Origin of the sequence: Streptomyces sp. NPDC091371, from assembly GCF_040684275.1 — a bacterium.
Taxonomy (GTDB): Bacteria; Actinomycetota; Actinomycetes; order Streptomycetales; family Streptomycetaceae; genus Streptomyces.
This window is the reverse complement of record NZ_JBFBFP010000017.1, coordinates 34,154-56,695: the sequence shown is the minus strand read 5'-3', so window position 1 is coordinate 56,695 and position 22,542 is coordinate 34,154. Positions and strand designations below refer to the sequence as shown.

Sequence of the window (22,542 nt, the reverse complement as noted above, 5' to 3'; positions counted from 1 at the left end):
TTGTCAGTGGGGGTCTCTACGGTTGTTCCCATGACTGAGCAGGGGGTCCGCTGGACGGCGGAACAGGTACTGGCTCTGGCTCCTGACGATGCCTCACGCAAGGCGGGAAGCAGACTCGGCGGGGCGGGGCCGTGGTCGCAGATCGGAGGTTCCGCTTCCGGTTCTGTATGGGGGTTGTGCAAGGGCAGCGGGAGCAATCCGTACCGGACGGTCGTGGACCTGACGGGACCGGCGTACAAGTGCTCCTGCCCGAGCCGGAAGTTCCCGTGCAAGCACGCGCTGGGGCTGCTGCTGCTCTGGTCCGCCGAGGGGGCCGGCGAGCCGGGCGAGGCGCCGGACTGGGCCGCGCAGTGGCTGGCGGACCGGGCGGCGAAGGCCGCCCGCCCGGCCGCCGGGTCGGGTGGCCCGGCGGATGCGGAGGCGGCGCGGAAGCGGGCCGAGCGGCGGGCGTCGCGGATCGGCGCGGGCGTCACCGAGCTGGAGCAGCGGCTGGCCGACCTGCTGCGCGGCGGGCTCGCGGGCCAGGAGCAGGCCGGTTACGCGGCGTGGGAGGAGACCGCGGCCCGGATGGTGGACGCCCAGGCTCCCGGACTGGCGGGCAGGGTCCGGGAGTTGGGGACGATACCCAGTTGCGGCCCCGGCTGGCCCGCCCGGATGCTGGAGGAGGCGGCGCTGCTGCACCTGCTGGACCGGGCCTGGCTCGGTGTGGCCGGGCTGCCCGATCAGCTGGCCGCGACGGTGCGCAGCCGAGTGGGACTGCCGGCTTCCGGGGAGGGGGAGGCCGTACGGGACCGCTGGCTGGTGCTGGCCCAGTACGACTCGGCGTCACCGGACGGCCGGCTCACCACCCGCCGGATATGGCTGCGCGGGCTGGAGGGCGGGCGGCCTGCCCTGGTCCTCGACTTCGGACCGCCCGGGCGGCCACCGGGGCTGGCGCTGCCCGTGGGGCTGGTGCTGGAGGCGGAGATCCGCTTCCGGCCCGGGTCCGCGGGGCTGCGGGCGGATCTCGGCGAGAGGTTCGCGGCGGCCGTGCCGTGCACCGAGGTTCCGGCCGGGGTGAGCACGGGGGCGGCGCTGGAGGCGTACGGGGCGGCACTGCGGGACGACCCGTGGCTGGAGTCCTGGCCGGTGGTGCTGGGCCCGGTGGTCCCGATACCGGGAGAGCTCGGCTGGCAGCTGGCGGACGCGGAGGGCACCTCCGCGCTGCCGGTGCCCCTCACCGGGGCGGGCAGCCGCTCGCGCGGGGGGCTGTGGCAGCTGGCCGCGCTGTCGGGCGGGGGCCCGGTGACGGTGTTCGGCGAATGCGGTCACCGGGGGTTCACCCCGCTGACCGCCTGGCAGCCGGGCTCGCCCGAACCGGTGCCCCTGGCCTGATCGGGCCGGGAAACAAGAGCGAACGCTGGGGGCCTGGGGGGTCCTGTGTCCTTTTCCGAGGACGGCGGGGAGTACGCGGCGGCGCGGGGGCGCCGGCGTGTGGTGACGAGAAGCCGGGGGGCTTGCATGAACGACAACCACGCCAGTTGAACGCAGTCGAACGAGCCGGACAGGTCGAGCAGGTCGAACGGGGCATGACGGCTCCGGTCCCGCGGAGGGGGCGGGACCGGGGCGCAGGACACGCAGCGGGAAGCGGGAAGAGGGAGGGGCGCGATGGACAAGGGCGATGAGGGGTACGGGGACTGGGAGGAGCTGGTCGGCGCGGCGCTGCTGGGCACCGACCGGCGCGGGGGCGGGGGCCCGACCGGTTCCGCGGAGGCGCTGCTGGACGCGGCGGCGGTGCACGCCGTACGGCGCCGGGCCGGGCTGCGGCCGGCCGAGGCCGCCCCCCGCCCGGAGCCCGCGCCGCGGGACCCGCGTCCGGCACCGCCGGAGGCGGCCCGGCGGCGGCTCGCGCAGCTGCTGGCGGGCCGTTCGAATGCGGCCGGCAGTGGCGGGCGGCGGGGGGCCGCCCCGGATCTGACGGAGCTGCTGCCCCAGTGGCTGGCCGCCGCCCGACGCCACGGCTACCGCTCGCCGGCCGCGCTCCTGCCCGCACTGTTGGACGCGGCCCGGGCGCGCACGGACCTGCGGCCGCACGCCCTGGCCCTGGCCGGGGTGCGGGGGCTGTGGCTGGCCCGGCTGAATCCGGACTGGCGGTTCGCCCTGCGCGGCGGGACGGGCGGCGCCGGGGAGCTCCCGGACGTGACGGACCCGGCGGGGGTGGAACGGCTGTGGCAGGAAGGGCTGTTCGCGGAACGGGTGGCGCTGCTGGGTGCCGTACGAGCCCATGAGGCGGCGGCTGCGCCACGGCTGCTGGAGACGACCTGGAGCACCGAACGGGCCGAGGACCGGCTGATGTTCCTCGACTCGCTGAGGCTGGGCCTGTCGGACGGGGACGAGCCGTTCCTGGAGGCGGCGCTCGGCGACCGCAGCCGCAATGTCCGCGCGACGGCCGCCGAGCTGCTGTCGGCGCTGCCCCGCTCGGCACTGGCGCGGCGGATGGCGGAGCGCGCGCTGGCCTGCGTGGGCCCCGAGGGGGTGGCCCCGCCGGCCGAGTGCGATGCGGGGATGCTCCGCGACGGGGTGGTCAAGCGGCCGCCGGCCGGGCGCGGGGAGCGGGCCTGGTGGCTCGGGCAGCTGGTGGAGGCGGCCCCGCTGTCGTGCTGGCCGGAGCGGTTCGGGGGCCTCGGCCCGGCGGAGATAGTGGCCCTGCCCATCGCCGAGGGCGAGGGCTGGACCGAGGAACTGCACGCGGCGTGGTGCCGGGCGGCGGTGCGCCAGCGCGACGCGGAGTGGTCGCGGGCGCTGCTGGGCCCCGCCTCCGCGCCACCAGCGGCGGGCCCGGGCACGGCCTCGCTGGCGGAGCGGGCCAAGCTGCTGTCGATCCTGCCGGACGGGGAGCGGGCGGACTGGGTCGCGGAGTTCATCCGCGCCCACGGGCTGTCGGAGGCGTTCCAGCTGCTCGGGGTGTGCGTGGTGCCGTGGGCGGGGGCGCTGGGCCGGGCCGTCGTGGACGCGCTCGACATAGCCCGGGAAGCGGGCAGCTACCCGTGGAGCTTCAGCGGGGTGATGGGGCTCGCGGAGCGCTGCCTCGACCCTGCGGAAGCCGGGCGGCTGGAGGCGCTGACCGCGGCCGCGGAGGATCCGCAGGACGCGGTGCCGGGGGCTGCCGCGTACTGGGCCGAGGCGTTCCAGCGGCTCGTCGCCACGCTCCGGCTGCGCGAGGCCATGCTCGCGGAGCTCGCCCCGGCCGCCTGATCCCTCCCGGGGGCTGGGTGGGCCGGTGCGGCTCGACAACCTGGGGCTCCGCCCCAGACCCCGCTCCTCAAACTCCCCCAGCTACCGCTGGGAGGTGCCCCCTGGCGGGGCTGGATTCGCCTACTGCCGGACGTTCGCGCGGACCCAGTCGACGATCGCGGTCGTCGTCGCACCGGGGGTGAAGATGGCGGCCACGCCCTTCGCCTTGAGCGGGGCGATGTCGTCTTCCGGGATGATGCCGCCGCCGAAGACCTTGATGTCCTCCGCGTCGCGCTCCTTGAGCAGTTCGAGGACGCGGGCGAACAGCGTGTTGTGGGCGCCGGAGAGGATCGAGAGGCCGATCGCGTCGGCGTCCTCCTGAATGGCGGTGTCCACGATCTGCTCGGGGGTCTGGTGCAGGCCCGTGTAGATGACCTCCATGCCGGCGTCCCGCAGCGCCCGCGCGATCACCTTGGCCCCTCGGTCGTGGCCGTCGAGACCCGGCTTGGCCACCACCACACGGATCGGACCGGTCACACCCATCGCACTGCCTCCCGAGTGAACGAACGTTAAGTACAGCATCGCGCACGCCACCGTTTCACGGTCAACCACGAGGGGGAAATCACACGTGGGACGGCATTGCGCCACCGTGCCGACAGCCGCACGGCACGGTGGCGCCACCTGCCGCGGTCCCGAAGGCTCAGGGGAGGCCAGGGGAGGCCGCGATGGGGCTGTCCATTCCTGCGATGTCGATACCCACCACGGGTGCCGCGTTGAGGGCCGGCGCCCTCGAGGTGGTCGTGCTCGGCGGGCACCTCCTCCTCTATCCCACGGGAGTGCGCCAGGAGAAGATCGCCCCCGACCCGCCTTCGGCTCGGCCGCCCGCACTCCTCCTCCACGGGTTCACGGACAACCGCTCCGTCTTCGTCCTGCTGCGCCGCGCCCTCGGGGCGGGCGGCCGGCGGCACGTGGAGGCGTACAACTACTCCCCCTTCACCCGCGACCTGCGCGTCACCGCCCGCCATCTCGCCCGGCGCGTCGAGGAGCTGTGCGCGCGCACCGGGCAGGACCGCGTGGACCTCGTCGGGCACAGCCTGGGCGGGCTGGTCGGCCGGTACTACGTGCAGCGCCTCGGCGGTGACGCCCGCGTCCGCACGCTCGTCACGCTCGGCACCCCGCATGCGGGCACGGCGGTCGCCCCCTTCATGGACGCGCACCCGCTGGTCCGGCAGATGCGGCCGGACTCCGAGGTGCTGGCCGAACTGGCCCTGCCCGCGCCCGGCTGCGCCACTCGATGCGTCGCGTTCTGGAGCGAGTTCGACGCGCTGATGGCCCCGGTGGGCGCGGCCCGGATCGAACACCCCGATCTGCTCGCGGAGAACGTGCAGGTCACCGGTATCGGGCACCTCGCCCTGCCCGCGCACCCCACCGTGATCGCCGCCGTCCGGCGGGCCCTCGACGGGCCCTGCGCGGCGGTGGCCGAGGGCCCGGGAGCCGCGTCGGTCGCATAGCCACAAAGCGACCTGGAGTCGAACGAATTTCGAACTCAAGGCCAAGGGTGCGTCTTTCGGCGACCGAAAGGCGGCCGAATGCCCGGTTCCTGCGATGCGGAAACCCGCAGAAGATTGTCGATGCGAGTAACCGCCGGGTACAGTCACGCCACTGCTCTCCTCCGGTGAACCTCCGGTTCCCGGCCACCCAGGCCCCCACTGCCGAGGCGAAAGAGAAGTTGGTGAACGACCGCCCCTCGTCGGGCCAGTACCCGGATCTCGGGTACGACGGCCTCGGCACCACCACTTTCGCTGGTGACTCGCCCTACGTTTCCTATGAAACGCAGGGCGGCTCCGCATCTGGGCTCAACTATGCGGGCTACGGCTCCTACGAGACCGGCGCGTACGACACCACTGCGTGGACCTCTCAGGACGGTTACCTGTCCACGATCCCGGCCCAGAGCATCCCCGCGGACACGGCGGGCACGGGCCAGTGGGATTCCAGCGCCTGGAGCACCCCGAGCACGGACTACTCCGCTTACCAGTCGGCGTCTTCCTTCGGCTACGACACCTCGGCCGAGCAGACCGGGCACTGGGCGATGCCGGGCTACGGCACCGAGACCGGCGCATACGACGCCACCGCCTGGAACACGGCCGGCACCACCGCCGACTACTCGGACTACTCCGGCTACGCAACCGAGCAGCAGGCGCATCAGACGCAGCAGGTAGAGCAGCACCAGGAGTACGCGTACGAGGCGACCACGGTCGGCTACGCCTACGAGGTGCCCGTCGCCCCCGTCGCCGAGGCCGACGGCTACGTCGAGACCTCCGTCTTCGAGGTCGTCGACGGCGAGCTCGACCTCGACCTCGACTTGGACCTCGACGCGCCACTCGACGAAGCGCCCGCCGTCCACGACCTGCCCACCCAGGCCATGCCGGTGACCTCCGCCCCGCGCTCCGCCCGCCGCAACGCCCCCAAGGGCAACGCGAAGGCCGCCGCGAAGGGCAACGCCAAGGCGGGCAACAGCCGTCGCCGCACCCCGGCGAAGCGTTCCGCCCTGCTGACCGTGGCCGTGCCCTCCGCCTGCGTGATGGGCGTCGCGGGTATCGCCGCCGCCTCCGTCAGCGGTCTCACCGGCGCCGAGAAGTCCTCCGAGGACACCACCACGATGGCCGCGCCCGACCCGGCCTCGGTGAAGCCGGTCGCGGCGAACACCAAGCTCGACACCCAGCTGGCGGCCCTCAGCGCCGACGCCGGCGACTTCGCGGACCGCGCGAGCCGCACGCAGGAGCGCATCGACCTGCGCGAGCGTCAGGAAGAGGAAAAGAAGAAGAAGGCGGAGGAGGCGGCGGCCAAGGAGGCGGCCCGCCCCAAGTTCGCGGTCCCCGTCTCGCAGCACGGCCTCAGCGCCAGCTTCGGGCAGGCCGGCGGCATGTGGATGTCCGTGCACACCGGCATCGACTTCCCGGTCTCCTACGGAACCCCGGTCATGGCCGCCACCGACGGCACCGTGCGCACGCAGTACAACAGCGCCTACGGGAACATGGCCATAGTGACCGCCCCCGACGGCACCGAGACCTGGTACTGCCACCTGAGCAGCACCAAGATCCGCGGCGGCAAGGTCAAGGCGGGCGACGTCATCGCGTACTCCGGCAACTCCGGCAACTCCACCGGCCCGCACCTCCACTTCGAGGTACGGCCCGGCGGCGGCAGCGCGATCGACCCCCTGTCGTGGCTCCGCAGCCACGGCCTGGACCCCCGCTGAACAACCCCCCTCCGCTAAGGCCCCCGCTACAGGGGCCCCCGCCGAGCAGGGCTGCTACCGCTACAACTACAGCTTCTGCACCGGCGCGTAGCGCAGGAGCAGCCGCTTCGGCTTGTCGTCCCCGAAGTCGATGGTGGCCTGCGCGTCCGAGCCCGCGCCCTTGACCTCCATGACGGTGCCCAGCCCGAACTGGTCGTGCGTGACCCGGTCCCCGACCGCGAGCCCGATGACCGGCTTGTCGGCGGCCCGGCGCGTCGCGAATCCCGACGGACCCGACTTCGTACGGGACGAGGACAGGAACGACTCCGGCGAGGTCCCGAACGAGGCCTTGCCGCCGCCCAGGCTCCGCATCGGCCCGGCCGGCTTCTGCGCCGCGCCCGTGCGCTTCCAGTGCAGGTACTGCGCCGGGATCTCGTCCAGGAACCGCGACGGCGGGTTGTACGAGGGCGTGCCCCACGCGCTGCGCATGCTGGAGCGGGTCAGGTACAGCCGCTCGCGCGCCCGCGTGATGCCCACGTAGGCGAGCCGGCGCTCCTCCTCCAGCTCCTTGGTCTGGCCCAGCGCCCGCATGTGCGGGAAGACCCCGTCCTCCATGCCGGTCAGGAAGACCACCGGGAACTCGAGGCCCTTGGCCGTGTGCAGGGTCATCAGGGTGATGACGCCCGTGCCGTCGGTGTCCTCGTCCGGGATCTGGTCGGAGTCGGCGACGAGCGCGACCTGCTCCAGGAACTCGGCGAGCGTGCCGGGGCCGGGGGCCGGGGCGCCGGTCTCGGCCGCCTCGGTGGCCGCCGCCTCCCGGGCCTGCTCGAACTCGAGCGCCACGGCCGCGAGTTCCTGGAGGTTCTCGATGCGCGTCTCGTCCTGCGGGTCGGTGGAGGCCTGGAGCTCGGCGAGGTACCCGGTGCGCTCCAGCACCGCCTCCAGCACCACCGCGGGACCGGCGCCGGAGTCGACGATGGTCCGCAGCTCCTCCATCAGCACGTTGAACCGCTTCACCGCGTTCGTCGAGCGCGCGGCCATGCCGAAGGCCTCGTCCACGCGGCGCAGCGCCTGCGGGAAGGTGATCTTCTCGCGCATCGCGAGCGCGTCGATCATCGCCTCGGCGCGCTCGCCGATGCCGCGCTTGGGCACGTTGAGGATGCGGCGCAGCGGGACGTTGTCCTCGGGGTTCGCGAGGACGCGCAGGTACGCGAGGACGTCGCGGACCTCCTTGCGCTCGTAGAACCGGACGCCGCCGACGACCTTGTAGGGCAGTCCGACGCGGATGAAGATCTCCTCGAACACGCGCGACTGGGCGTTGGTCCGGTAGAAGATCGCGACGTCGCCCGCCTTGGCGTCGCCCGCGTCCGTCAGCCGGTCGATCTCGTCGGCGACGAACTGGGCCTCGTCGTGCTCGGTGTCGGCGACGTAGCCGGTGATGGTGGCGCCGGTGCCGGCCTGGGTCCACAGGTTCTTCGCGCGGCGGTTCTCGTTGCGCTCGATGACCGCGTTGGCGGCGGAGAGGATCGTCTGCGTGGAGCGGTAGTTCTGCTCCAGCAGGATCGTCGTCGCGTCCTTGTAGTCCTCCTCGAACTGGAGGATGTTGCGGATGGTCGCGCCGCGGAAGGCGTAGATCGACTGGTCGGCGTCACCCACCACGCACAGCTCGGCCGGGCCGAGGTCCGGGTAGCCGGTGCCGACCAGCTCGCGCACGAGCGTGTACTGGGCGTGGTTGGTGTCCTGGTACTCGTCGACCAGGACGTGGCGGAAGCGGCGCCGGTAGTGCTCGGCGACGTCCGGGAACGCCTGGAGCAGGTGGACCGTGGTCATGATGATGTCGTCGAAGTCGAGCGCGTTGGCCTCGCGCAGCCGCCCCTGGTACATCGCGTACGCCTGGGCGAGGGTCTTCTCGAAGCCGTCCGCCGCCTGGGCCGCGAAGGCGTCCTCGTCGATCAGCTCGTTCTTGAGGTTCGAGATCTTGGCGTTGAAGGACTTCGGCGGGAACTTCTTCGGGTCCAGGTCCAGGTCCCGGCAGACGAGCGCCATCAGGCGCTTCGAGTCGGCCGCGTCGTAGATCGAGAACGAGGAGGTGAAGCCGAGCCGCTTGGACTCGCGGCGCAGTATCCGCACGCACGCGCTGTGGAAGGTGGAGACCCACATCGCGTTCGCGCGCGGGCCGACCAGGCCCTCGACGCGCTCCTTCATCTCACCGGCGGCCTTGTTGGTGAAGGTGATCGCCAGGATCTGGCCGGGGTGGACGTTCCGCGCGGACAGCAGGTGCCCGATGCGGTGCGTCAGCACGCGGGTCTTGCCTGAGCCGGCGCCGGCCACGATGAGCAGCGGGGAGCCCGCGTGGACCACGGCCGCGGCCTGCTGCTCGTTCAGACCGTCCAGGAGCGTCGCCGGGTCGATGACGGGCTTGGGGGCGCCGTCCCGGTAGTACGCGTCTCCGCTCATGGGCATGTCGAACTTGCCCCCGAAGAGATCGTCCGCGCCCGACTCGGGGGCGGCGTGGTCCTCGGGTGGCGGCGGGACCTCGTCGGAGGGGGTGAGGTCGGCCAGGAAGCTGTCGTCAAAGAGGCTGCTCATCGCATTCCGAGTCTAGGGGGCGGGACCGACACCCGAGCACGAGTTCCAGGAGACCGGGGAAGCGGAGGTCCAGGTCGTCGCGGCGCAGGGCCAGGTAGAGCTTGCGGCCTTGGGGGCGCTGGCAGATCACGCCGCTCTCGCGCAGCGTCTTGAGGTGGTGCGTCACGCTCGACCGGGGCAGGTCGGGCACCACCTCGCCGCAGAAGGCCTCCTCGCCCGAGGCGAGCTTGCGGACGATCTCCAGCCGGGCCGGGTGCCCGAGGGCCGCCAGGACGTCGACCAGCTCGATGCGGTCGGTGGCGGGGTGGGTCAGCTCAGCAGCCATGCCCCAACTGTACGCAGTTCTCGTACGGACATTGCCAGACCGTTCGAAGATCTCGTACTGTCGTGACCGTACGAGATCTTCGTACGGTCATTCCGACGTGAGGACACCCCATGCCCGCCACCGCCCCCGACACCGCCGCCCTCGACGACGCCGCCCTCGCCGCCTCCCTCGACGGCGGCTTCACCAGCCGCCACGCCGAGGTCAACGGCACCCGCCTGCACTACGTGGAGGGCGGCAGCGGCGAACCACTCGTCCTCCTCGGCGGCTGGCCGCAGACCTGGTGGCAGTGGAACAAGGTGATGCCCGCACTGGCCCGCCGCAACCGGGTGATCGCCGTAGACCTGCGCGGCATGGGCGGCTCCGCCAAGCCCGAGGGCGGGTACGACAAGAAGACGATGGCCGCCGACCTCCGCGGCCTCCTCGACCACCTCGCCATCGGATCCGCGCACATCGCCGGCCACGACATCGGCGCGATGGTCGCCTACGCCTTCGCCGCCAACCACCCCGGGGCCACCCGCAAGATCGCCCTGCTCGACGTCTCCCACCCCGACGAGAGCTGGGCGCAGATGCCCCTGCTCCCCCGGCCCGGCCTGCACCACCTGTGGTGGTTCGCCTTCAACCAGGTGGAGGGCCTGCCCGAGCAGCTCCTGGCGGGCCGCTACCACCTGCTGCTGGACTGGCTGTTCGCGAACGCGTCCGTCGACCAGGCCTCGATCGACGCCCGTTCCCGCGCGGTGTACGCCCGCGCGTACGACTCCCCGGAGGCGATCCGCGCCGGCAACGCCTGGTACCGCGCCTTCGCCCAGGACATCGCCGACCTCGCCGGCTACGCCCCCGTGACCGCGCCGCTGCTCGCCCTCGGCGGCGAGTACAGCAACTACGCGTCGCTGGCAGCCTCCGTCCCGGCGCTCGGCACCGACACCCGGGTCGTCCGCGTCGACGGCAGCGGCCACTACGTGGCGGAGGAGCAGCCGGAGTTCGTTCTGGCCGAGCTGACTCGATTCTTCGGCTGACCGGCGTGTCGTCGGGCAGCACTCGGCGCCGGTCACGCAGCGCCAGCGCCACGCCGGGCGCCCCGGCGTGGCGCGCACCCCGCGCTCACCCTGCGTATCAGCGGGAGTTGAGGACCGCGCCCTCAACTCGCCGCCCCCACTCCTCCGTTCGTGGCACACGAGTCGCCGCTTCGGCCGAGCCCACCTAGCGTCGAGCCGAGCGGGGTGCATTTCGCACCTTTCGCCCCGATCTTTCCGCCAGGAGGATTCACCATGCGTGCGATACGTGCCGCGTCCGTCGCCCTGCTGTCCACCGCCACGCTCGCGCTCGCCGCGCCGCTGGCCTCGGCCAACGGCGGCGGGACCACGCCCAACGTCACGTCGTTCGGCTTCACCGTCTCCCCCACCACCGTCGCCGCCGGCGGGACGGTGACCCTGAACGCGACCGGCTGCCAGGAGCCGCTGGTCAAGGTCTCCTCGGGCATCTTCGACGCGGTCGAGCTCAACGAGGGCAAGCCCGCCACCGCCAAGGTCGACGCCGACGCCAAGCCGGGCGCGCAGTACGAGGTGACCTTCGACTGCAAGGGCGAGAAGGGCACCACCACCCTCACCGTCGCCGGCGCGGCCACCACCAAGCCCGGCGAGCCCGCTGAGAGCACGGCCCCCCACAAGGGCGTGAAGGCCGGCCTCGGCGGCGGCGCCGGCGGCCTGAACGCCACGGAGGTCGCGGTCGGTTCCGCCCTCCTCGTGGGCGCCGTCGGCGGCGGCGTGGTCCTGATGCGCCGCCGCGCCGACGGCCGCGCCTGACCCCGAGACTCCCGGGCCCGTCCGGCCGCCCCTGGCTGTGGGACGGGCCCGGGCCATGCCCCCGCAGAAGCACAAGGAGAAGGCCCATGGCAGGCCCCGGTACCAAGCCCCGCAGCGGCTGGGGCGTCGTCGCCGTCGTCGCCCTCAGCGGCATCTACCTCCTCGGCAACGGCCTCGACGCGGGCGGCGGCCCCCCGCAGCCCGCGCAGGCCGCCACCCTGGTCAGCGACCCGGCCCACGACGCGGCGGCCCGCGCCCTGCCGCCGGCCCCCGAGCCCCTGAAGGCCTCCGCCCCGCGGCGGGTGCGCATCCCCGCCCTGCGGATCGACGCGCCCGTCACCCGCGTCGGGCTCGACGCGGAGGGCTGGGTGGACGCTCCTCCCCCGCAGGACCGGAACCTCGCGGGCTGGTACGAGGGCTCCCCCACCCCCGGCTCCCTGGGCACGGCCGTGCTCGACGGCCACGTCGACAACAAGCAGGGCCCCGCCGTCTTCTACGAACTCGGCTCCCTCAAGCAGGGGCAGCGCATCGAGGTGGACCGCGCGGACGGCCGTACCGCCGTGTTCACGGTGTACGGCGTCGAGGTGGTCGGGAAGGACGACTTCCCGGCCGCCCGCGTATACGGCCCCAAGGGCGAAGCCGAGCTCCGCGTGATCACCTGCGGCGGCGGTTTCTCGAAGAAGACGGGCTACGACGGCAACGTCGTCGTCTTCGCCCGCCTGACCGAAGTCCGCGCATAGCCACCCCGTACGCTCGGGGCCATGACTGTCCTCATCAATGTCTTCGTCGGCCTGCACATCATCGGGATCGCCTCGCTCCTCGGCGGGTTCCTCACGCAGATGAAGGCGATGAGCGCGGGCACCGCCCGCTTCGTGCCGGCGATGCTGCACGGCGCGCTCACCATGCTCGTCACCGGCGTGCTCCTGGTCGGCTTCCGCGAGATGGACGGCGGCCCCGTCAACCACATCAAGATCGGCGTGAAGCTCGCCGTCCTCTTCGTGATCCTCGCCCTCGTCTACGTCAAGCGCGACGAGGAGACGGTGGACAAGGCGGTGTTCGGCGCGGTCGGCGGACTGACCATCGCCAATATCTTTATCGCCGTTCTCTGGCACTGACGACGCCCGATCCACCACATCCGATCACTTCGGATCATCTCGTCATTCGCCCGTTACTTTCAGGTTTAGCGTCCTCCCCCAAGACCCAGCCGACAGGGGAAGGACGTGAGGCCCTCGTGGCCAGTCATCGAAAGCCCAGGCAGCGCCCGCTCTCCGGCGGCACGGTACGGACGACCGCCGCCACCCTCGCCCTCGCGGGCGCTGCCACCGCCACCGCCTTCGAAGGCACCTCCCAGGCCGATCCCCAGCCCACCCCCTCCCAGGTCAAGTCGGAGGTGGACCGGCTCTACGAGGAGGCCGAGGCGGCGACCGAGCGGTACAACGGGGCGAAGGAGAAGGCCGACGAGGCCGAGCGCGCGCTCACCGCCCTGCGCGAGGAGACCGCCCGCAAGACCGACCAGCTCAACACCGCCCGCAGCGCACTGGGTTCGCTCGCCGCCGGCCAGTACCGCAGCGGCTCCCTCGGCACCGCCGTGCAGCTCGCGCTGGCCGCCGACCCGCAGGAGTACCTGGACCAGGCCTCCTTCATCAGCCGCGCCCAGGACCGCAACGCCGCCGGGATCAGCACCGTGCGCCGCCACCTCGACGAGGTCGGCAAGCTGCGGGAGCAGGCCGCCGGCCGGCTCGCCGACCTGCGCGCCCGGCAGGACGAACTCGCCGAGCACAAGGCGGCGATCGAGGGGAAGCTCGGCACCGCCAAGCGCCTGCTCGCCCGGCTCACCGCCGAGCAGCGGGCCGCGTACGAGGCCCAGTCGGCCGGCGCCGCCCCCGCCGGGCCGCGCACCACGACCCCGCTGCCGCCCTCCGACGGCTCCCGCGCGGCGCGCGCCGTGGCCTTCGCGCACGGGGCGATCGGGAAGCCGTACGTCTGGGGCGCGACGGGCCCGGGGTCCTTCGACTGCTCGGGACTGACCCAGGCGGCCTGGCGCTCGGCGGGGGTCTCGCTGCCCCGCACCACCTACACCCAGATCAACGCCGGGCAGCGCGTCTCCCGCGACCAACTGGCCCCGGGCGACCTGGTGTTCTTCTACTCCGGGGTGACCCACGTCGGGCTGTACATCGGCAACGGCCAGATGATCCACGCCCCGCGCCCCGGCTCCACGGTCCGCGTGGCCCCGATCGACTCGATGCCGTGGGCGGGCGCCTCCCGCCCGGCCTAGGGGGCCTTCACGATGCCGCTCAGCCAGCCGAAGGTCTGCGGGAGCTGCTTGGACCATGCTTCGAGGTTGTGGCCGCCGACCACCTTCTCCGCGTGCACCACGGTCGGGGCCTTCGCCAGGCCCTTGAGGTCCATGCCGGACAGGTAGCCGTCGTGCTCGGCGCCCGACATCCACAGCGAGACCGCCGGCGGCTGGGGAGCGGCCTGCAGGACGGCCTTCAGGTTGTGCGTACGGCGCAGCTCCGGGTCCTGGGCGACCAGCGAGGAGGGCTCCTGGCCCGGGTCGTTGTAGCCGGACAGGGAGACGGCCGCGCTGTAGCGGTCGGGGTGGGCCATGGCCAGCTTGGCGGCGCAGTACGCGCCCGCCGAGTAGCCGGCGACGCCCCAGGTGCGGGAGTCCTCCGACGCCCGGAAGTTGTCGACGACCATCTTGCGGACGTCGACGCTGAACCAGCTGTCGGCGTTGACCTTTCCGGGGATGTTGGCGCAGCCGGTGTCGCCGTTGCCGAGCAGCATGGCGCGCGGGGAGACGAGGATGAAGGGCTGCACCTTGCCGCTCTTCATCAGCGGCTCCAGCACCTCGTGCGCCTTGAGCCCCTGGAACCAGGACTTGCCGGTCCCGGGGATCCCGGGGATCAGCTCGACCACCGGGAACTTCTTGTTCTTGTAGGCCGGGTCGTCGTACTGGGGCGGCAGCCACACCATGACGTCGCCCCTGACCCCGGAGATCTTGCCGTCGAGTTCGGTCTTCTTGACCCGCCCGCCGAGGCCGTCCACCGGGTGGAACTCCTGGAGCACCTTCGGCGCCTTCTTGACCTCCTCCGCCTTCTTCCCGCCGAGCCCGTCCGGGCCGAGGTCGGGGGCGGCGGTGACGTACTTCCCGGTGCCGAAGAGGTCGCCCCAGGACGTGTAGAAGTGCTCGGCCCGGTTGACGGCGACGAACACCACCGCGACGGCGGTGACCTGCGCGAACACCACCATGAGCGCGCGCGTGAGCACGCGCACGGCCGCGGGGCCGCGCACCTTGCTCCACACGGCCAGCGGAAGGATGACGGCGATCGCGGTGAGCGCGATCGCCGTCACGAAGAAGGGTGTCCCCGTCAGGCTCATCACGCCACCCAAGAGGGCGGCCTGACATGTACCGGTTGCGCGGTCAGGATGCGGTGTGGATCACACCAGCCGGCGTGCCGTGGCCCAGCGGGTCAGTTCGTGGCGGTTGGAGAGCTGGAGCTTCCTGAGCACCGCCGAGACGTGCGATTCGACCGTCTTCACCGAGATGAACAGCTGCTTCGCGATCTCCTTGTACGCGTACCCGCGCGCGATCAGCCGCAGCACCTCGCGCTCGCGCTGCGTGAGCCGGTCCAGGTCCTCGTCGACCGGCGGGGCGTCCGTCGAGGCGAAGGCGTCGAGCACGAAACCGGCCAGGCGCGGCGAGAACACCGCGTCCCCGTCCTGGACGCGGAAGACCGAGTTCACCAGCTCGGTGCCGGTGATGGTCTTGGTGACGTATCCGCGGGCGCCGCCCCGGATGACCCCGATGACGTCCTCGGCCGCGTCGGACACCGACAGCGCCAGGAAGCGCACCGGGTTCTCGGCCGCCGCCATCAGCGGGGCGCAGCGCCGCAGCACCTCGACCCCGCCGCCGCCGGGCAGGTGCACGTCGAGCAGGACCACCTCGGGGCGGGTGGCGGTGATGACGGTGACGGCCTGGTCGACGTCGGCCGCCTCGCCGACGACCTCCACCCCGGTCCGGTCGGTCTCGCCGATCTCGGCCTGTACGCCCGCGCGGAACATCCGGTGGTCGTCGACGAGCACGACCCGGACCCTGCGGGTCTCCTTCTCAGCGCTGTCCTCGGTCATGCCGCTTTCGCCGCCCTCTCCATCTCCAGCTCGACTTCCGTGCCGCCGTCGGGCGCGGACCGCAGTCGTGCGGTCCCGCCGTTGCGCTGCATCCGGCCGATGATCGATTCTCGTACGCCCATGCGGTCGTCCGGTACCGCGTCGATGTCGAAGCCCGGTCCCCGGTCCCGTACGGACACGAACACCGTCTGCCCCTCCACCTCGGCGTACACCTGTACCGGCCCGCCGTCGCCACCGTACTTGGCGGCGTTGACCATCGCCTCGCGCGCGGCCTGGATCTGTGCCGCCAGCTTCTCGTCGAGGGGGCAGTCTCCGACGACCACGACCTCGATGGGGACCCCGTGGTGGTCCTCGACCTCGGCGGCGGTCTTCTTCACGGCGTCCGCGAGGGTGGCCGGCGCGTCGGCCTCGTCCTTGCCGGTGCCCTCGGGCTTGTACAGCCAGTTCCGCAGTTCGCGCTCCTGGGCCCGGGCGAGGCGGCGGACCTCGCCGACGTCCTCCGCGTTGCGCTGGATCAGGGTGAGGGTGTGCAGGACGGAGTCGTGGACGTGGGCGGCGACCTCGGCGCGCTCCTGGGCGCGGATGCGCATCAGGCGTTCCTCGGAGAGGTCCTGGGTCATCCGGATCAGCCAGGGCCCGGCGAGCAGGGCGACGCCGACGAGGACGGCGAGGGTGGCGGTGAGCACGTTGCCGAGCTGCGCGGCGGAGCCCCGTACGACGATGAAGACGGTCAGGCCCACACCGACGAGGGCGACTCCGGCGAGCGCCCGGGCGGCCTGGAACAGCCGGCCGCGGCCGCCTGCCGGATCGCCCCAGTGGGCGCGGCGGGCGTTGTCGGCCTGCCGCCATACGAGGACCACGCCCGCGCCGACCAGCACCGTCGGCCACACGTAGCGGCCGGAGGTGCCGCCGATCTCAAGCTTGGCGATGAAGATCCACACGCCGACGAGAAGGACGATCAGCGCGAGCACCTGCCCCTTGTCGGGTCTGCGCAGGTGCCGGCTGCCGTCCGCGAGGGTTTCGAAGAAGGAGCGGTTCTCGGTGCGGCCGCCGACGCCGAGCGGTACGAACACCCAGAACGCGGCGTACAGCATCACGCCGAGGCCGTCCCCGAACATGAACAAGCCGAGGAAGGTGAGCCGGACCCAGATCACGGGCAGGCCGAGGTGCCCGGCGAGACCTCGCGCGACCCCGCCGAGCATCCGGCCGTCGGCGCTGCGGTAGAGCTTGCGCGGCGGCGCCTCGTCGGAATCGGGTACGTGGTGGGGAACGGCTGCTACGGGCATGTCACCAAGGGTCACACGCGGGCAGGCGGGCGGGCATCAGGGCATCCCCCCATTCCGGCCCGGGGGATATCAGGGTTGCGCCAGGGTTGGGCCCGATGCCCGGGGCCGCCCCAGGCCGTCACCATGGACACATGACCGAAGTACACGACGCCCCGTCGGCAGACGCTGGGGCTCCGCAGCCTCCCGACGCCCGGCCGCCGCTCCGCCGCAGCAGGCGCGACAAGGTCCTCGCGGGCGTGTGCGGGGGCCTGGGCCGGTACTTCGACCTGGATCCGGTGGTCTTCCGGATCGTCATCGGCGTGCTCACCTTCACCGGGGGTGTCGGCCTGATCTTCTACGGCTTCGCGTGGCTGCTGCTCCCGCAGGAGGGCGAGGAGGACAGCGAGGCGAAGCGGCTGCTGACGGGCCGGGTCGAGGGGGCCACGCTGGCGGCGGTGTTCACGGCCCTGGTCGGCTGCGCGCTGTTCCTGTCGATGCTGACCAACGGCGGGCTGGCGGTCTTCTCGGTACTGGTCATCCTGGCGCTGGGCGGGGCCTCGCACTGGTCGCAGCGGCGCCGGGCCCACGCCCCGGAGGCCGAGGCGCCCGCCGCGCATTCGCCGGCCCCGCCGGAGACGCAGGCGCCGCCCGCCCCCGGCGGCCCGTCCTGGTGGCGGGACCCGCTGGTCAAGGACGGCACCACCGGCCCGGTCGGGGCCACCGGGTACCTGTGGGGGCCCGCGGACACGGAGTACGCCGACGACACGGCCCCGCGCGCCAAGGCTCCGCGGGCTCCCGAGGAACCGGCCTACGCACCGGCCCGCCCGCGCGGCGGGATCGGCGGGCGGGTCTTCGTCCTGGCGCTGCTGGCCGGGACGATCTCCACCGCCTCCGTGTGGGAGGGCAGCACCCTCAGCCACGCCCTGCAGATCGGGCTCGCCTCGGCGCTGGCCGTCTTCGGCCTCGGCCTCGCGGTCAGCTCCGTCAAGGGCCGCACCGGCTTCGGCACCATCCTGCTCGCCGTCGTCACGGCCGGACTGCTGGCGGGCGCCTCGGCGCTGCCCCGGGAGATCGGCACCGACTGGAAGCAGGTCGACTGGCGGCCGGCCGCGGTGGCCGACGTACGGCCCGTGTACGAGGCGGGCACCGGGCTCGCCACCTTGGACCTGAGCCGGCTGGACGTCCCGAAGGGCGCCACCGTGTCGGTCCGCGCCTCCATCGAGGCGGGGCGGCTGAAGGTGATCGTGCCCCGGGAGGTCACGGCGCGGGCCGACGTCTCGGTCGAGCTGGGCGACATCCACATGCCCGGGGAGACCGGCGTACGCATCAAGAGCGGCGGCGAAACCCAGGAGGCGACGCTGCCGCCCGCCGCCGGCACCGAGGCCGGCGGGACGATCGAGCTGCACCTCAACGCGGGTGTGGGACAGGTGGAGGTGGCCCGTGCCGCGTCATGAGTTCCAGCCGGGACGGCTCCTCGCGGGGATCGTGCTGCTGACCGCGGGAGTGGTGTACCTGCTCGACGCGGCGGGCGAGGCCGACGTGCCGTGGTTCCTGGTCATCCCCATGGCCCTGGGCGGGCTCTGCCTCGCCGCCCTGGTGGGGCTGGTGACCTACGCGGTGCGCAGGGACCGCCGGGACCGGATCAGCGAGTCCAGCGACAGGTAGGGCGCCCCGGCGAGGATCAGCGGGGTCCAGGCAATCATGTAGATCAGGTCGTTGCCGTAGTAGTACGGGGTCACGGCCCACGACACGGTGAGCCACAGGCTGAGCGAGATCAGCGCCCCGCCGACGGCCGCGATCCGGGTCAGCAGGCCGGCCAGCACACCGAGGCCGACCAGCAGCTCGCCGATGGCGATGGCCACGGCGAACCCGACGGGCGACTTCAGGGACAGGTCCACCAGGGCCGGGATCGCGGAGGAGTCGCGCACCCCGCTCATCACCTCGCCGATGGAACCGGGGCCGGTGGCGGACAGGAACGCGGAGTCGGTCAGCTTGTCCAGCCCCGCGTAGACGAAGGTCACGCCGAGGAAGATCCTCAGGGGCAGCAGCGCGTGGCGGGCGGCCAGGGCGCGCAGCCCCTCCGCTCCGGTCGGGACGTCAGTTCGGGTATGGGTCACGCGACATGTGTACCCCCATCACTCGGCGACGTCGATGGTGCATCGGTTGGATTCCACCCCCGCGGCCGTGATGACCTGAATGTCGATCCGCCCGGGCTCCACTTCCGCCGGCACCGGCACGGTCAGCACCGCGTCGGAGGGGTTGGTGAACCCGCCCGCCACCGGGACCAGCGGCACGTGCACGTGGACCGTCCCGATCCGCACCACCAGCCGCGCCAGCATCTCCGGCGTCTGCGCCCCTGGTGGTACGAAGCCCACGCCCCGGATCTCGATGTCGTCCCCAGGGCGGACCGCGGCGTCCAGGTCCCCGGGCTCCCGTCTGCGGACCACCGACAGCACGAGCGGCCGGCTGCCCTCGGCGTACTTCGCCGCCAGGTACACCGCCGCCGACAGCGCCACCAGCAGGGCCAGCGCCCACGGCAGCTGCGGGAGCCGTTCGGGGAAGCGGGCCAGCGACACCGCCGCGTAGCCCAGCACCACCGTGGACACCAGCACGTACTGCGCGTCCGGGAAGCTGCCGCGGCCCGCGTCGTCCGTCAGCAGGTCCACCCCGCGCGGCCGGTCGGCGGGCAGCTTCTGCAGCCGCTGCCCCATGATCCGTACGGAGACCACCCGGCGCACCAGCACCGCCACCGCCGAGGTCAGCGACACCACCGCCAGCAGCGGCAGCGCCCGGTCCAGCGCGAGCCCCGCGTACAGGGCCTGGCGCTCCGGGCCGGGCGAGGAGGCCGCCAGCCGCAGCGCGGGCAGCAGCGTCGCGAAGGCCGTCAGCACGACCCAGGCGCTCGCCGCCGCCTTCGAGGTGGACAGCCGGTTGTCCTCGCCGACCAGCGGGGCCAGCAGCCCGCCGCGCACCGACTGGGCGCGCGCCGCGACCGTGAGCAGCCCGGCCAGCACCAGCGCGGCCAGCAGCCCGGCGGTGCGGGCGGTGGACCAGCCGGTGCCGAGGGCGGTGCCGACCTGGACCAGCAGCAGGACCCCGGCCGCGATCCACACGGCGAGGACGGCCCGCCGGGAGAACAGGTACAGCCAGGAGTTCCCGGCCTCCCGGCCCCGGTCGGCGGCCGTGCGGGCCGACAGGGTCAGCTCGTCGGAGACCCACTGGCGGGAGGCGCCGAGGGAGTGCGCGACGGCGGCGGGCACGCCCTGCCCGGAGGCGAACTCGTCGCGCTTCTCCAGGAACGCGGCGACCGCGCGGCGGTGCCCCTCCCGTGCGCACTCCTCGCAGCCGCAGGCGGCCGTATGCGTACCCCGGGACATCTCTTGGACAGCCACGTGCGTGCCGCCTCTCTGAACTACGGTGCAATGCCAGCGAATTGTGCACCACTGCGGCAGTGCTCCGGATTGCGCACGATGTCAGAGCAGGTGATTAACCGTTCATGATGTTGACGCCACCTGCTCCCTGAGGGGTTGGTAGCTCACCCACGCGGCCAGATCGGACCCGAACCGCTCCCGGGTGGCGACCGCCGCCCGGTGGTCGACCGGCACCGGCTTCCCGGCCGCCCGGGCGATCAGCTGCACCTGCGCCGCCCGCTCCGCCGCGATGAACCACCAGACCGCCGCGTCCACCGAGTCCCCGACCGTCAGCAGCCCCCGGTTGCGCAGGACGAGCGCCTTGTACGGGCCCAGCGCGTGCGCGGTCCGGCCGGGATCGTCCGCCCCGGTGTACTCGTCCAGCAGCGCGTGGTCCTCGTAGAAGGCGCAGGCCTCCTGGCTGATCGGGGCCAGCAGTTCGCCCAGCGCCGCGAGCGCGCGGCCGTACGGGGCCTGCGCGCGCACGACGGCCACCGCGCCGGGCCGGGCCCGGTGGACGGCGGCGTGCACGGCGAAGGCCAGCTCGTTGACCCGGCGGCCGCCCCGGAGCACCCGCCCGTCCCCGTCGACCAGCAGCAGGTCGTCGGCGGTGAGGCCGGCGAAGGCCCGCCCGAAGGGATTCACCCAGTAGCAGTCCCCGAACTCGGGGTCCCGCGCGGTGATCTGCCCGCCCACCCCGTCCTCGTACCCGAGCCGCCCCAGCAGCCGCAGCGCCTCGGCGAGGCGGTCCTTGCGGTGTTCGCGTGCCTCCTCGGCGGTGGCGTGCACGGGCGGCATCTCGAAGCCGAGCCGCTCCACGGGCACGGGTACGGGCTGATCGGGCATGGCCCCTCCTTCGGTTCGCGGCGCAAGGTACCGGCGCGACCGTCAAGTGGCCAGAGAAACGACGGCGCCGCCGCTCAGTCGGGCTGAGCGGCGGCGCCGTCGTACGGGGGCGGGGCCCCCTACTCCCACTCGATGGTGCCCGGGGGCTTGCTCGTGCAGTCGAGGACCACGCGGTTGACCTCCGGCACCTCGTTGGTGATGCGGGTGGAGATCCGGGCGAGCACCTCGTACGGCATGCGCGTCCAGTCCGCGGTCATCGCGTCCTCGGAGGAGACGGGGCGCAGCACGATCGGGTGGCCGTAGGTACGGCCGTCACCCTGCACGCCGACGCTGCGGACGTCGGCCAGCAGCACGACCGGGCACTGCCAGATCTCGCGGTCCAGGCCGGCCGCGGAGAGCTCGTGGCGGGCGATGGCGTCGGCCTCGCGCAGCAGGTCCAGGCGCTCCTTGGTGACCTCGCCGACGATGCGGATGCCGAGGCCGGGGCCCGGGAAGGGCTGGCGCTGGACGATCTCGTCGGGCAGGCCGAGCTCCTGGCCGACCATCCGGACCTCGTCCTTGAACAGCTGGCGCAGCGGCTCGACGAGCTCGAACTCGATGTCGTCGGGCAGGCCGCCCACGTTGTGGTGGGACTTGATGTTCGCGGTGCCGGTGCCGCCGCCGGACTCGACGACGTCCGGGTACAGGGTGCCCTGGACGAGGAAGGCGACCGCCGGGCCCTCCTCCTGGAGGATCTCCAGCTGGGCCTGCTCGAAGACGCGGATGAACTCGCGGCCGATGATCTTCCGCTTGGTCTCCGGGTCGGAGACGCCGGCGAGCGCGTTCAGGAAGCGCTCCTGCGCGTCGACGACCTTCAGCTGCACGCCGGTGGCGGCGACGAAGTCCTTCTCGACCTGCTCGGTCTCGCCCTTGCGCATCAGGCCGTGGTCGACGTAGACGCAGGTCAGCTGCGAGCCGATGGCCTTCTGCACGAGGGCCGCGGCGACCGCGGAGTCCACGCCGCCGGAGAGGCCGCAGATGGCGCGCTTGTCGCCGACCTGCTCGCGGATGGCCGCGACCTGCTCCTCGACGATGTTGCCGGTGGTCCAGGTGGGCTCCAGGCCGGCGCCGCGGTAGAGGAAGTGCTCCAGGACCTGCTGGCCGTGCGTGGAGTGCATCACCTCGGGGTGGTACTGCACGCCGTACAGCTTCTTCTCGTCGTTCTCGAAGGCCGCGACCGGGACGACGTTCGTCGACGCGGTGACGGTGAAGCCCTCGGGGGCGGCGGAGCAGGCGTCGCCGTGGGACATCCACACCGACTGGTTCTCGGGGGTGCCCTCGAAGAGGGTGGAGCCGGCCTTGGAGACGGCCAGCGGGGTGCGGCCGTACTCGCGGGCGCCGGTGTTGTCGACCTGGCCGCCGAGGGTGGTCGCCATCAGCTGGAAGCCGTAGCACATGCCGAAGACGGGGACCCCGGCCTCGAACAGGGAGCGGTCGAGCTGCGGGGCGCCCTCCTCGTACACGGAGGACGGTCCGCCGGAGAGGATGATCGCCTTGGGGTTCTTGGCCAGCATCTCGTCGACGGGCATCGAACTCGGCACGATCTCGCTGTAGACCCGTGCCTCGCGGACGCGGCGGGCGATGAGCTGGGCGTACTGGGCGCCGAAGTCGACGACGAGAACCGTGTCCGGGGCGCTGTCGTGGGCGGCGGAGGGTGCTTCTGGCACGGGGCGGCCTTCCGGCGGAA

At 72.8% G+C, this 22,542-nt stretch carries 21 protein-coding genes; 11 read left to right on the top strand and 10 right to left on the bottom strand.

Features of this window, described 5'->3' with window-relative positions; translation table 11 throughout:
* Nucleotides 1-30: 30 nt before the first annotated feature.
* Together AB0O21_RS20055 and AB0O21_RS20050 are read left to right on the top strand one after the other, a co-directional pair.
* On the top strand, nt 31-1,374 hold the full coding sequence (locus AB0O21_RS20055; protein ID WP_365172476.1) for an SWIM zinc finger family protein: 1,344 nt from the start codon (nt 31-33) through the stop codon (nt 1,372-1,374).
* A gap of 273 nt (nt 1,375-1,647) precedes the next feature.
* Entirely contained in the window at nt 1,648-3,234 is a 1,587-nt protein-coding gene (locus tag AB0O21_RS20050) for a DUF5691 domain-containing protein (RefSeq protein ID WP_365172475.1), read from the top strand.
* Between the two features lie 120 nt (nt 3,235-3,354).
* Here the strand turns inward: AB0O21_RS20050 and AB0O21_RS20045 are convergent, their stop codons facing one another.
* Nucleotides 3,355-3,756: a cobalamin B12-binding domain-containing protein gene (locus AB0O21_RS20045; protein WP_365172474.1), complete on the bottom strand. Its 402-nt coding sequence runs from the start codon at nt 3,754-3,756 to the stop codon at nt 3,355-3,357.
* Nucleotides 3,757-3,959: 203 nt separating this feature from the next.
* Between AB0O21_RS20045 and AB0O21_RS20040 the strand changes: the two genes are divergently transcribed.
* Both AB0O21_RS20040 and AB0O21_RS20035 read left to right on the top strand, forming a co-directional pair.
* Nucleotides 3,960-4,724 (top strand): alpha/beta fold hydrolase, encoded by a 765-nt coding sequence (locus AB0O21_RS20040; protein WP_365172473.1) that lies wholly within the window; start codon nt 3,960-3,962, stop codon nt 4,722-4,724.
* Between the two features lie 221 nt (nt 4,725-4,945).
* On the top strand, nt 4,946-6,469 hold the full coding sequence (locus AB0O21_RS20035; protein WP_365172472.1) for a M23 family metallopeptidase: 1,524 nt from the start codon (nt 4,946-4,948) through the stop codon (nt 6,467-6,469).
* 66 nt (nt 6,470-6,535) lie between these two features.
* On the opposite strand, the gene pcrA is transcribed toward AB0O21_RS20035, so the two are convergent.
* Both pcrA and AB0O21_RS20025 read right to left on the bottom strand, forming a co-directional pair.
* Nucleotides 6,536-9,037, bottom strand: coding sequence for a DNA helicase PcrA (gene pcrA, locus AB0O21_RS20030; protein ID WP_365172471.1), 2,502 nt, complete (start codon nt 9,035-9,037; stop codon nt 6,536-6,538).
* Entirely contained in the window at nt 9,021-9,362 is a 342-nt protein-coding gene (locus AB0O21_RS20025) for a helix-turn-helix domain-containing protein (RefSeq protein ID WP_365172470.1), read from the bottom strand. Before AB0O21_RS20025 ends, pcrA begins: the two co-directional genes overlap by 17 nt.
* Nucleotides 9,363-9,472: 110 nt before the next feature.
* Here AB0O21_RS20025 and AB0O21_RS20020 point away from each other — a divergent pair, with 110 nt between their 5' ends.
* The 5 genes from AB0O21_RS20020 (at nt 9,473) to AB0O21_RS20000 (ending at nt 13,436) form a co-directional block, all read left to right on the top strand.
* Nucleotides 9,473-10,375 carry an alpha/beta hydrolase gene (locus AB0O21_RS20020; protein WP_365172469.1) on the top strand — a complete coding sequence of 301 codons (903 nt, stop codon included), beginning with the start codon at nt 9,473-9,475 and terminating at the stop codon, nt 10,373-10,375.
* A gap of 252 nt (nt 10,376-10,627) precedes the next feature.
* Nucleotides 10,628-11,161, top strand: coding sequence for a hypothetical protein (locus tag AB0O21_RS20015; protein ID WP_365172468.1), 534 nt, complete (start codon nt 10,628-10,630; stop codon nt 11,159-11,161).
* A gap of 86 nt (nt 11,162-11,247) precedes the next feature.
* The gene (locus AB0O21_RS20010; RefSeq protein WP_365172467.1) at nt 11,248-11,901 is read left to right on the top strand and encodes a class F sortase; all 654 of its coding nucleotides are present in this window, start codon (nt 11,248-11,250) and stop codon (nt 11,899-11,901) included.
* Between the two features lie 21 nt (nt 11,902-11,922).
* Nucleotides 11,923-12,276: a hypothetical protein gene (locus tag AB0O21_RS20005; protein WP_365172466.1), complete on the top strand. Its 354-nt coding sequence runs from the start codon at nt 11,923-11,925 to the stop codon at nt 12,274-12,276.
* Nucleotides 12,277-12,392: 116 nt separating this feature from the next.
* On the top strand, nt 12,393-13,436 hold the full coding sequence (locus tag AB0O21_RS20000) for an NlpC/P60 family protein (RefSeq protein ID WP_365172465.1): 1,044 nt from the start codon (nt 12,393-12,395) through the stop codon (nt 13,434-13,436).
* Here the strand turns inward: AB0O21_RS20000 and AB0O21_RS19995 are convergent.
* Genes AB0O21_RS19995 through AB0O21_RS19985 form a run of 3 tightly spaced genes read right to left on the bottom strand, consistent with a single transcriptional unit; the run spans nt 13,433 to nt 16,581 of the window.
* Nucleotides 13,433-14,545, bottom strand: a complete 1,113-nt coding sequence (locus tag AB0O21_RS19995; protein WP_365172464.1) for an alpha/beta hydrolase-fold protein — start codon at nt 14,543-14,545, stop codon at nt 13,433-13,435. The two genes, AB0O21_RS20000 and AB0O21_RS19995, sit on opposite strands and share 4 nt — an antisense overlap.
* A 60-nt stretch (nt 14,546-14,605) precedes the next feature.
* Complete coding sequence (locus AB0O21_RS19990) at nt 14,606-15,295, bottom strand: response regulator transcription factor (protein ID WP_365172463.1); 690 nt, start codon at nt 15,293-15,295, stop codon at nt 14,606-14,608.
* Complete coding sequence (locus AB0O21_RS19985) at nt 15,292-16,581, bottom strand: PspC domain-containing protein (protein WP_365172462.1); 1,290 nt, start codon at nt 16,579-16,581, stop codon at nt 15,292-15,294. Before AB0O21_RS19985 ends, AB0O21_RS19990 begins: the two co-directional genes overlap by 4 nt.
* A 131-nt stretch (nt 16,582-16,712) precedes the next feature.
* On the opposite strand from AB0O21_RS19985, the gene AB0O21_RS19980 reads away from it, so the two are divergent.
* Both AB0O21_RS19980 and AB0O21_RS19975 read left to right on the top strand, forming a co-directional pair.
* Nucleotides 16,713-18,014: a PspC domain-containing protein gene (locus AB0O21_RS19980; RefSeq protein WP_365172461.1), complete on the top strand. Its 1,302-nt coding sequence runs from the start codon at nt 16,713-16,715 to the stop codon at nt 18,012-18,014.
* On the top strand, nt 18,001-18,225 hold the full coding sequence (locus tag AB0O21_RS19975; protein WP_365172460.1) for a hypothetical protein: 225 nt from the start codon (nt 18,001-18,003) through the stop codon (nt 18,223-18,225). The genes AB0O21_RS19980 and AB0O21_RS19975 overlap by 14 nt, the downstream gene beginning before the upstream one ends.
* Here AB0O21_RS19975 and AB0O21_RS19970 read toward each other — a convergent pair.
* The 4 genes from AB0O21_RS19970 to guaA all read right to left on the bottom strand — a co-directional run bounded on the left by AB0O21_RS19970 (nt 18,171) and on the right by guaA (nt 22,522).
* Nucleotides 18,171-18,677 carry a DoxX family protein gene (locus AB0O21_RS19970; RefSeq protein WP_365172459.1) on the bottom strand — a complete coding sequence of 169 codons (507 nt, stop codon included), beginning with the start codon at nt 18,675-18,677 and terminating at the stop codon, nt 18,171-18,173. The two genes, AB0O21_RS19975 and AB0O21_RS19970, sit on opposite strands and share 55 nt — an antisense overlap.
* An 18-nt stretch (nt 18,678-18,695) precedes the next feature.
* Nucleotides 18,696-19,952 (bottom strand): hypothetical protein, encoded by a 1,257-nt coding sequence (locus AB0O21_RS19965; RefSeq protein ID WP_365172458.1) that lies wholly within the window; start codon nt 19,950-19,952, stop codon nt 18,696-18,698.
* Nucleotides 19,953-20,054: 102 nt separating this feature from the next.
* On the bottom strand, nt 20,055-20,816 hold the full coding sequence (locus AB0O21_RS19960; RefSeq protein WP_365172457.1) for a class II aldolase/adducin family protein: 762 nt from the start codon (nt 20,814-20,816) through the stop codon (nt 20,055-20,057).
* Nucleotides 20,817-20,935: 119 nt separating this feature from the next.
* Nucleotides 20,936-22,522, bottom strand: a complete 1,587-nt coding sequence (gene guaA / locus AB0O21_RS19955) for a glutamine-hydrolyzing GMP synthase (RefSeq protein WP_365172456.1) — start codon at nt 22,520-22,522, stop codon at nt 20,936-20,938.
* Nucleotides 22,523-22,542 lie beyond the last annotated feature (20 nt).

Excerpts from the sequence above, each read along its gene's own strand:
- AB0O21_RS19985 (WP_365172462.1), bottom strand. The coding sequence starts at position 16,581 with ATGCCCGTAGCAGCCGTTCCCCACCACGTACCCGATTCCGACGAGGCG.
- AB0O21_RS20015 (WP_365172468.1), top strand. The coding sequence starts at position 10,628 with ATGCGTGCGATACGTGCCGCGTCCGTCGCCCTGCTGTCCACCGCCACG.
- AB0O21_RS19980 (WP_365172461.1), top strand. The coding sequence starts at position 16,713 with ATGACCGAAGTACACGACGCCCCGTCGGCAGACGCTGGGGCTCCGCAG.
- AB0O21_RS19960 (WP_365172457.1), bottom strand. The coding sequence starts at position 20,816 with ATGCCCGATCAGCCCGTACCCGTGCCCGTGGAGCGGCTCGGCTTCGAG.
- pcrA (WP_365172471.1), bottom strand. The coding sequence starts at position 9,037 with ATGAGCAGCCTCTTTGACGACAGCTTCCTGGCCGACCTCACCCCCTCC.
- AB0O21_RS20055 (WP_365172476.1), top strand. The coding sequence starts at position 31 with ATGACTGAGCAGGGGGTCCGCTGGACGGCGGAACAGGTACTGGCTCTG.
- AB0O21_RS20020 (WP_365172469.1), top strand. The coding sequence starts at position 9,473 with ATGCCCGCCACCGCCCCCGACACCGCCGCCCTCGACGACGCCGCCCTC.
- AB0O21_RS20045 (WP_365172474.1), bottom strand. The coding sequence starts at position 3,756 with ATGGGTGTGACCGGTCCGATCCGTGTGGTGGTGGCCAAGCCGGGTCTC.
- AB0O21_RS20050 (WP_365172475.1), top strand. The coding sequence starts at position 1,648 with ATGGACAAGGGCGATGAGGGGTACGGGGACTGGGAGGAGCTGGTCGGC.
- AB0O21_RS20010 (WP_365172467.1), top strand. The coding sequence starts at position 11,248 with ATGGCAGGCCCCGGTACCAAGCCCCGCAGCGGCTGGGGCGTCGTCGCC.
- AB0O21_RS20005 (WP_365172466.1), top strand. The coding sequence starts at position 11,923 with ATGACTGTCCTCATCAATGTCTTCGTCGGCCTGCACATCATCGGGATC.
- AB0O21_RS20040 (WP_365172473.1), top strand. The coding sequence starts at position 3,960 with ATGTCGATACCCACCACGGGTGCCGCGTTGAGGGCCGGCGCCCTCGAG.
- AB0O21_RS19995 (WP_365172464.1), bottom strand. The coding sequence starts at position 14,545 with ATGAGCCTGACGGGGACACCCTTCTTCGTGACGGCGATCGCGCTCACC.
- AB0O21_RS20025 (WP_365172470.1), bottom strand. The coding sequence starts at position 9,362 with ATGGCTGCTGAGCTGACCCACCCCGCCACCGACCGCATCGAGCTGGTC.
- AB0O21_RS19990 (WP_365172463.1), bottom strand. The coding sequence starts at position 15,295 with ATGACCGAGGACAGCGCTGAGAAGGAGACCCGCAGGGTCCGGGTCGTG.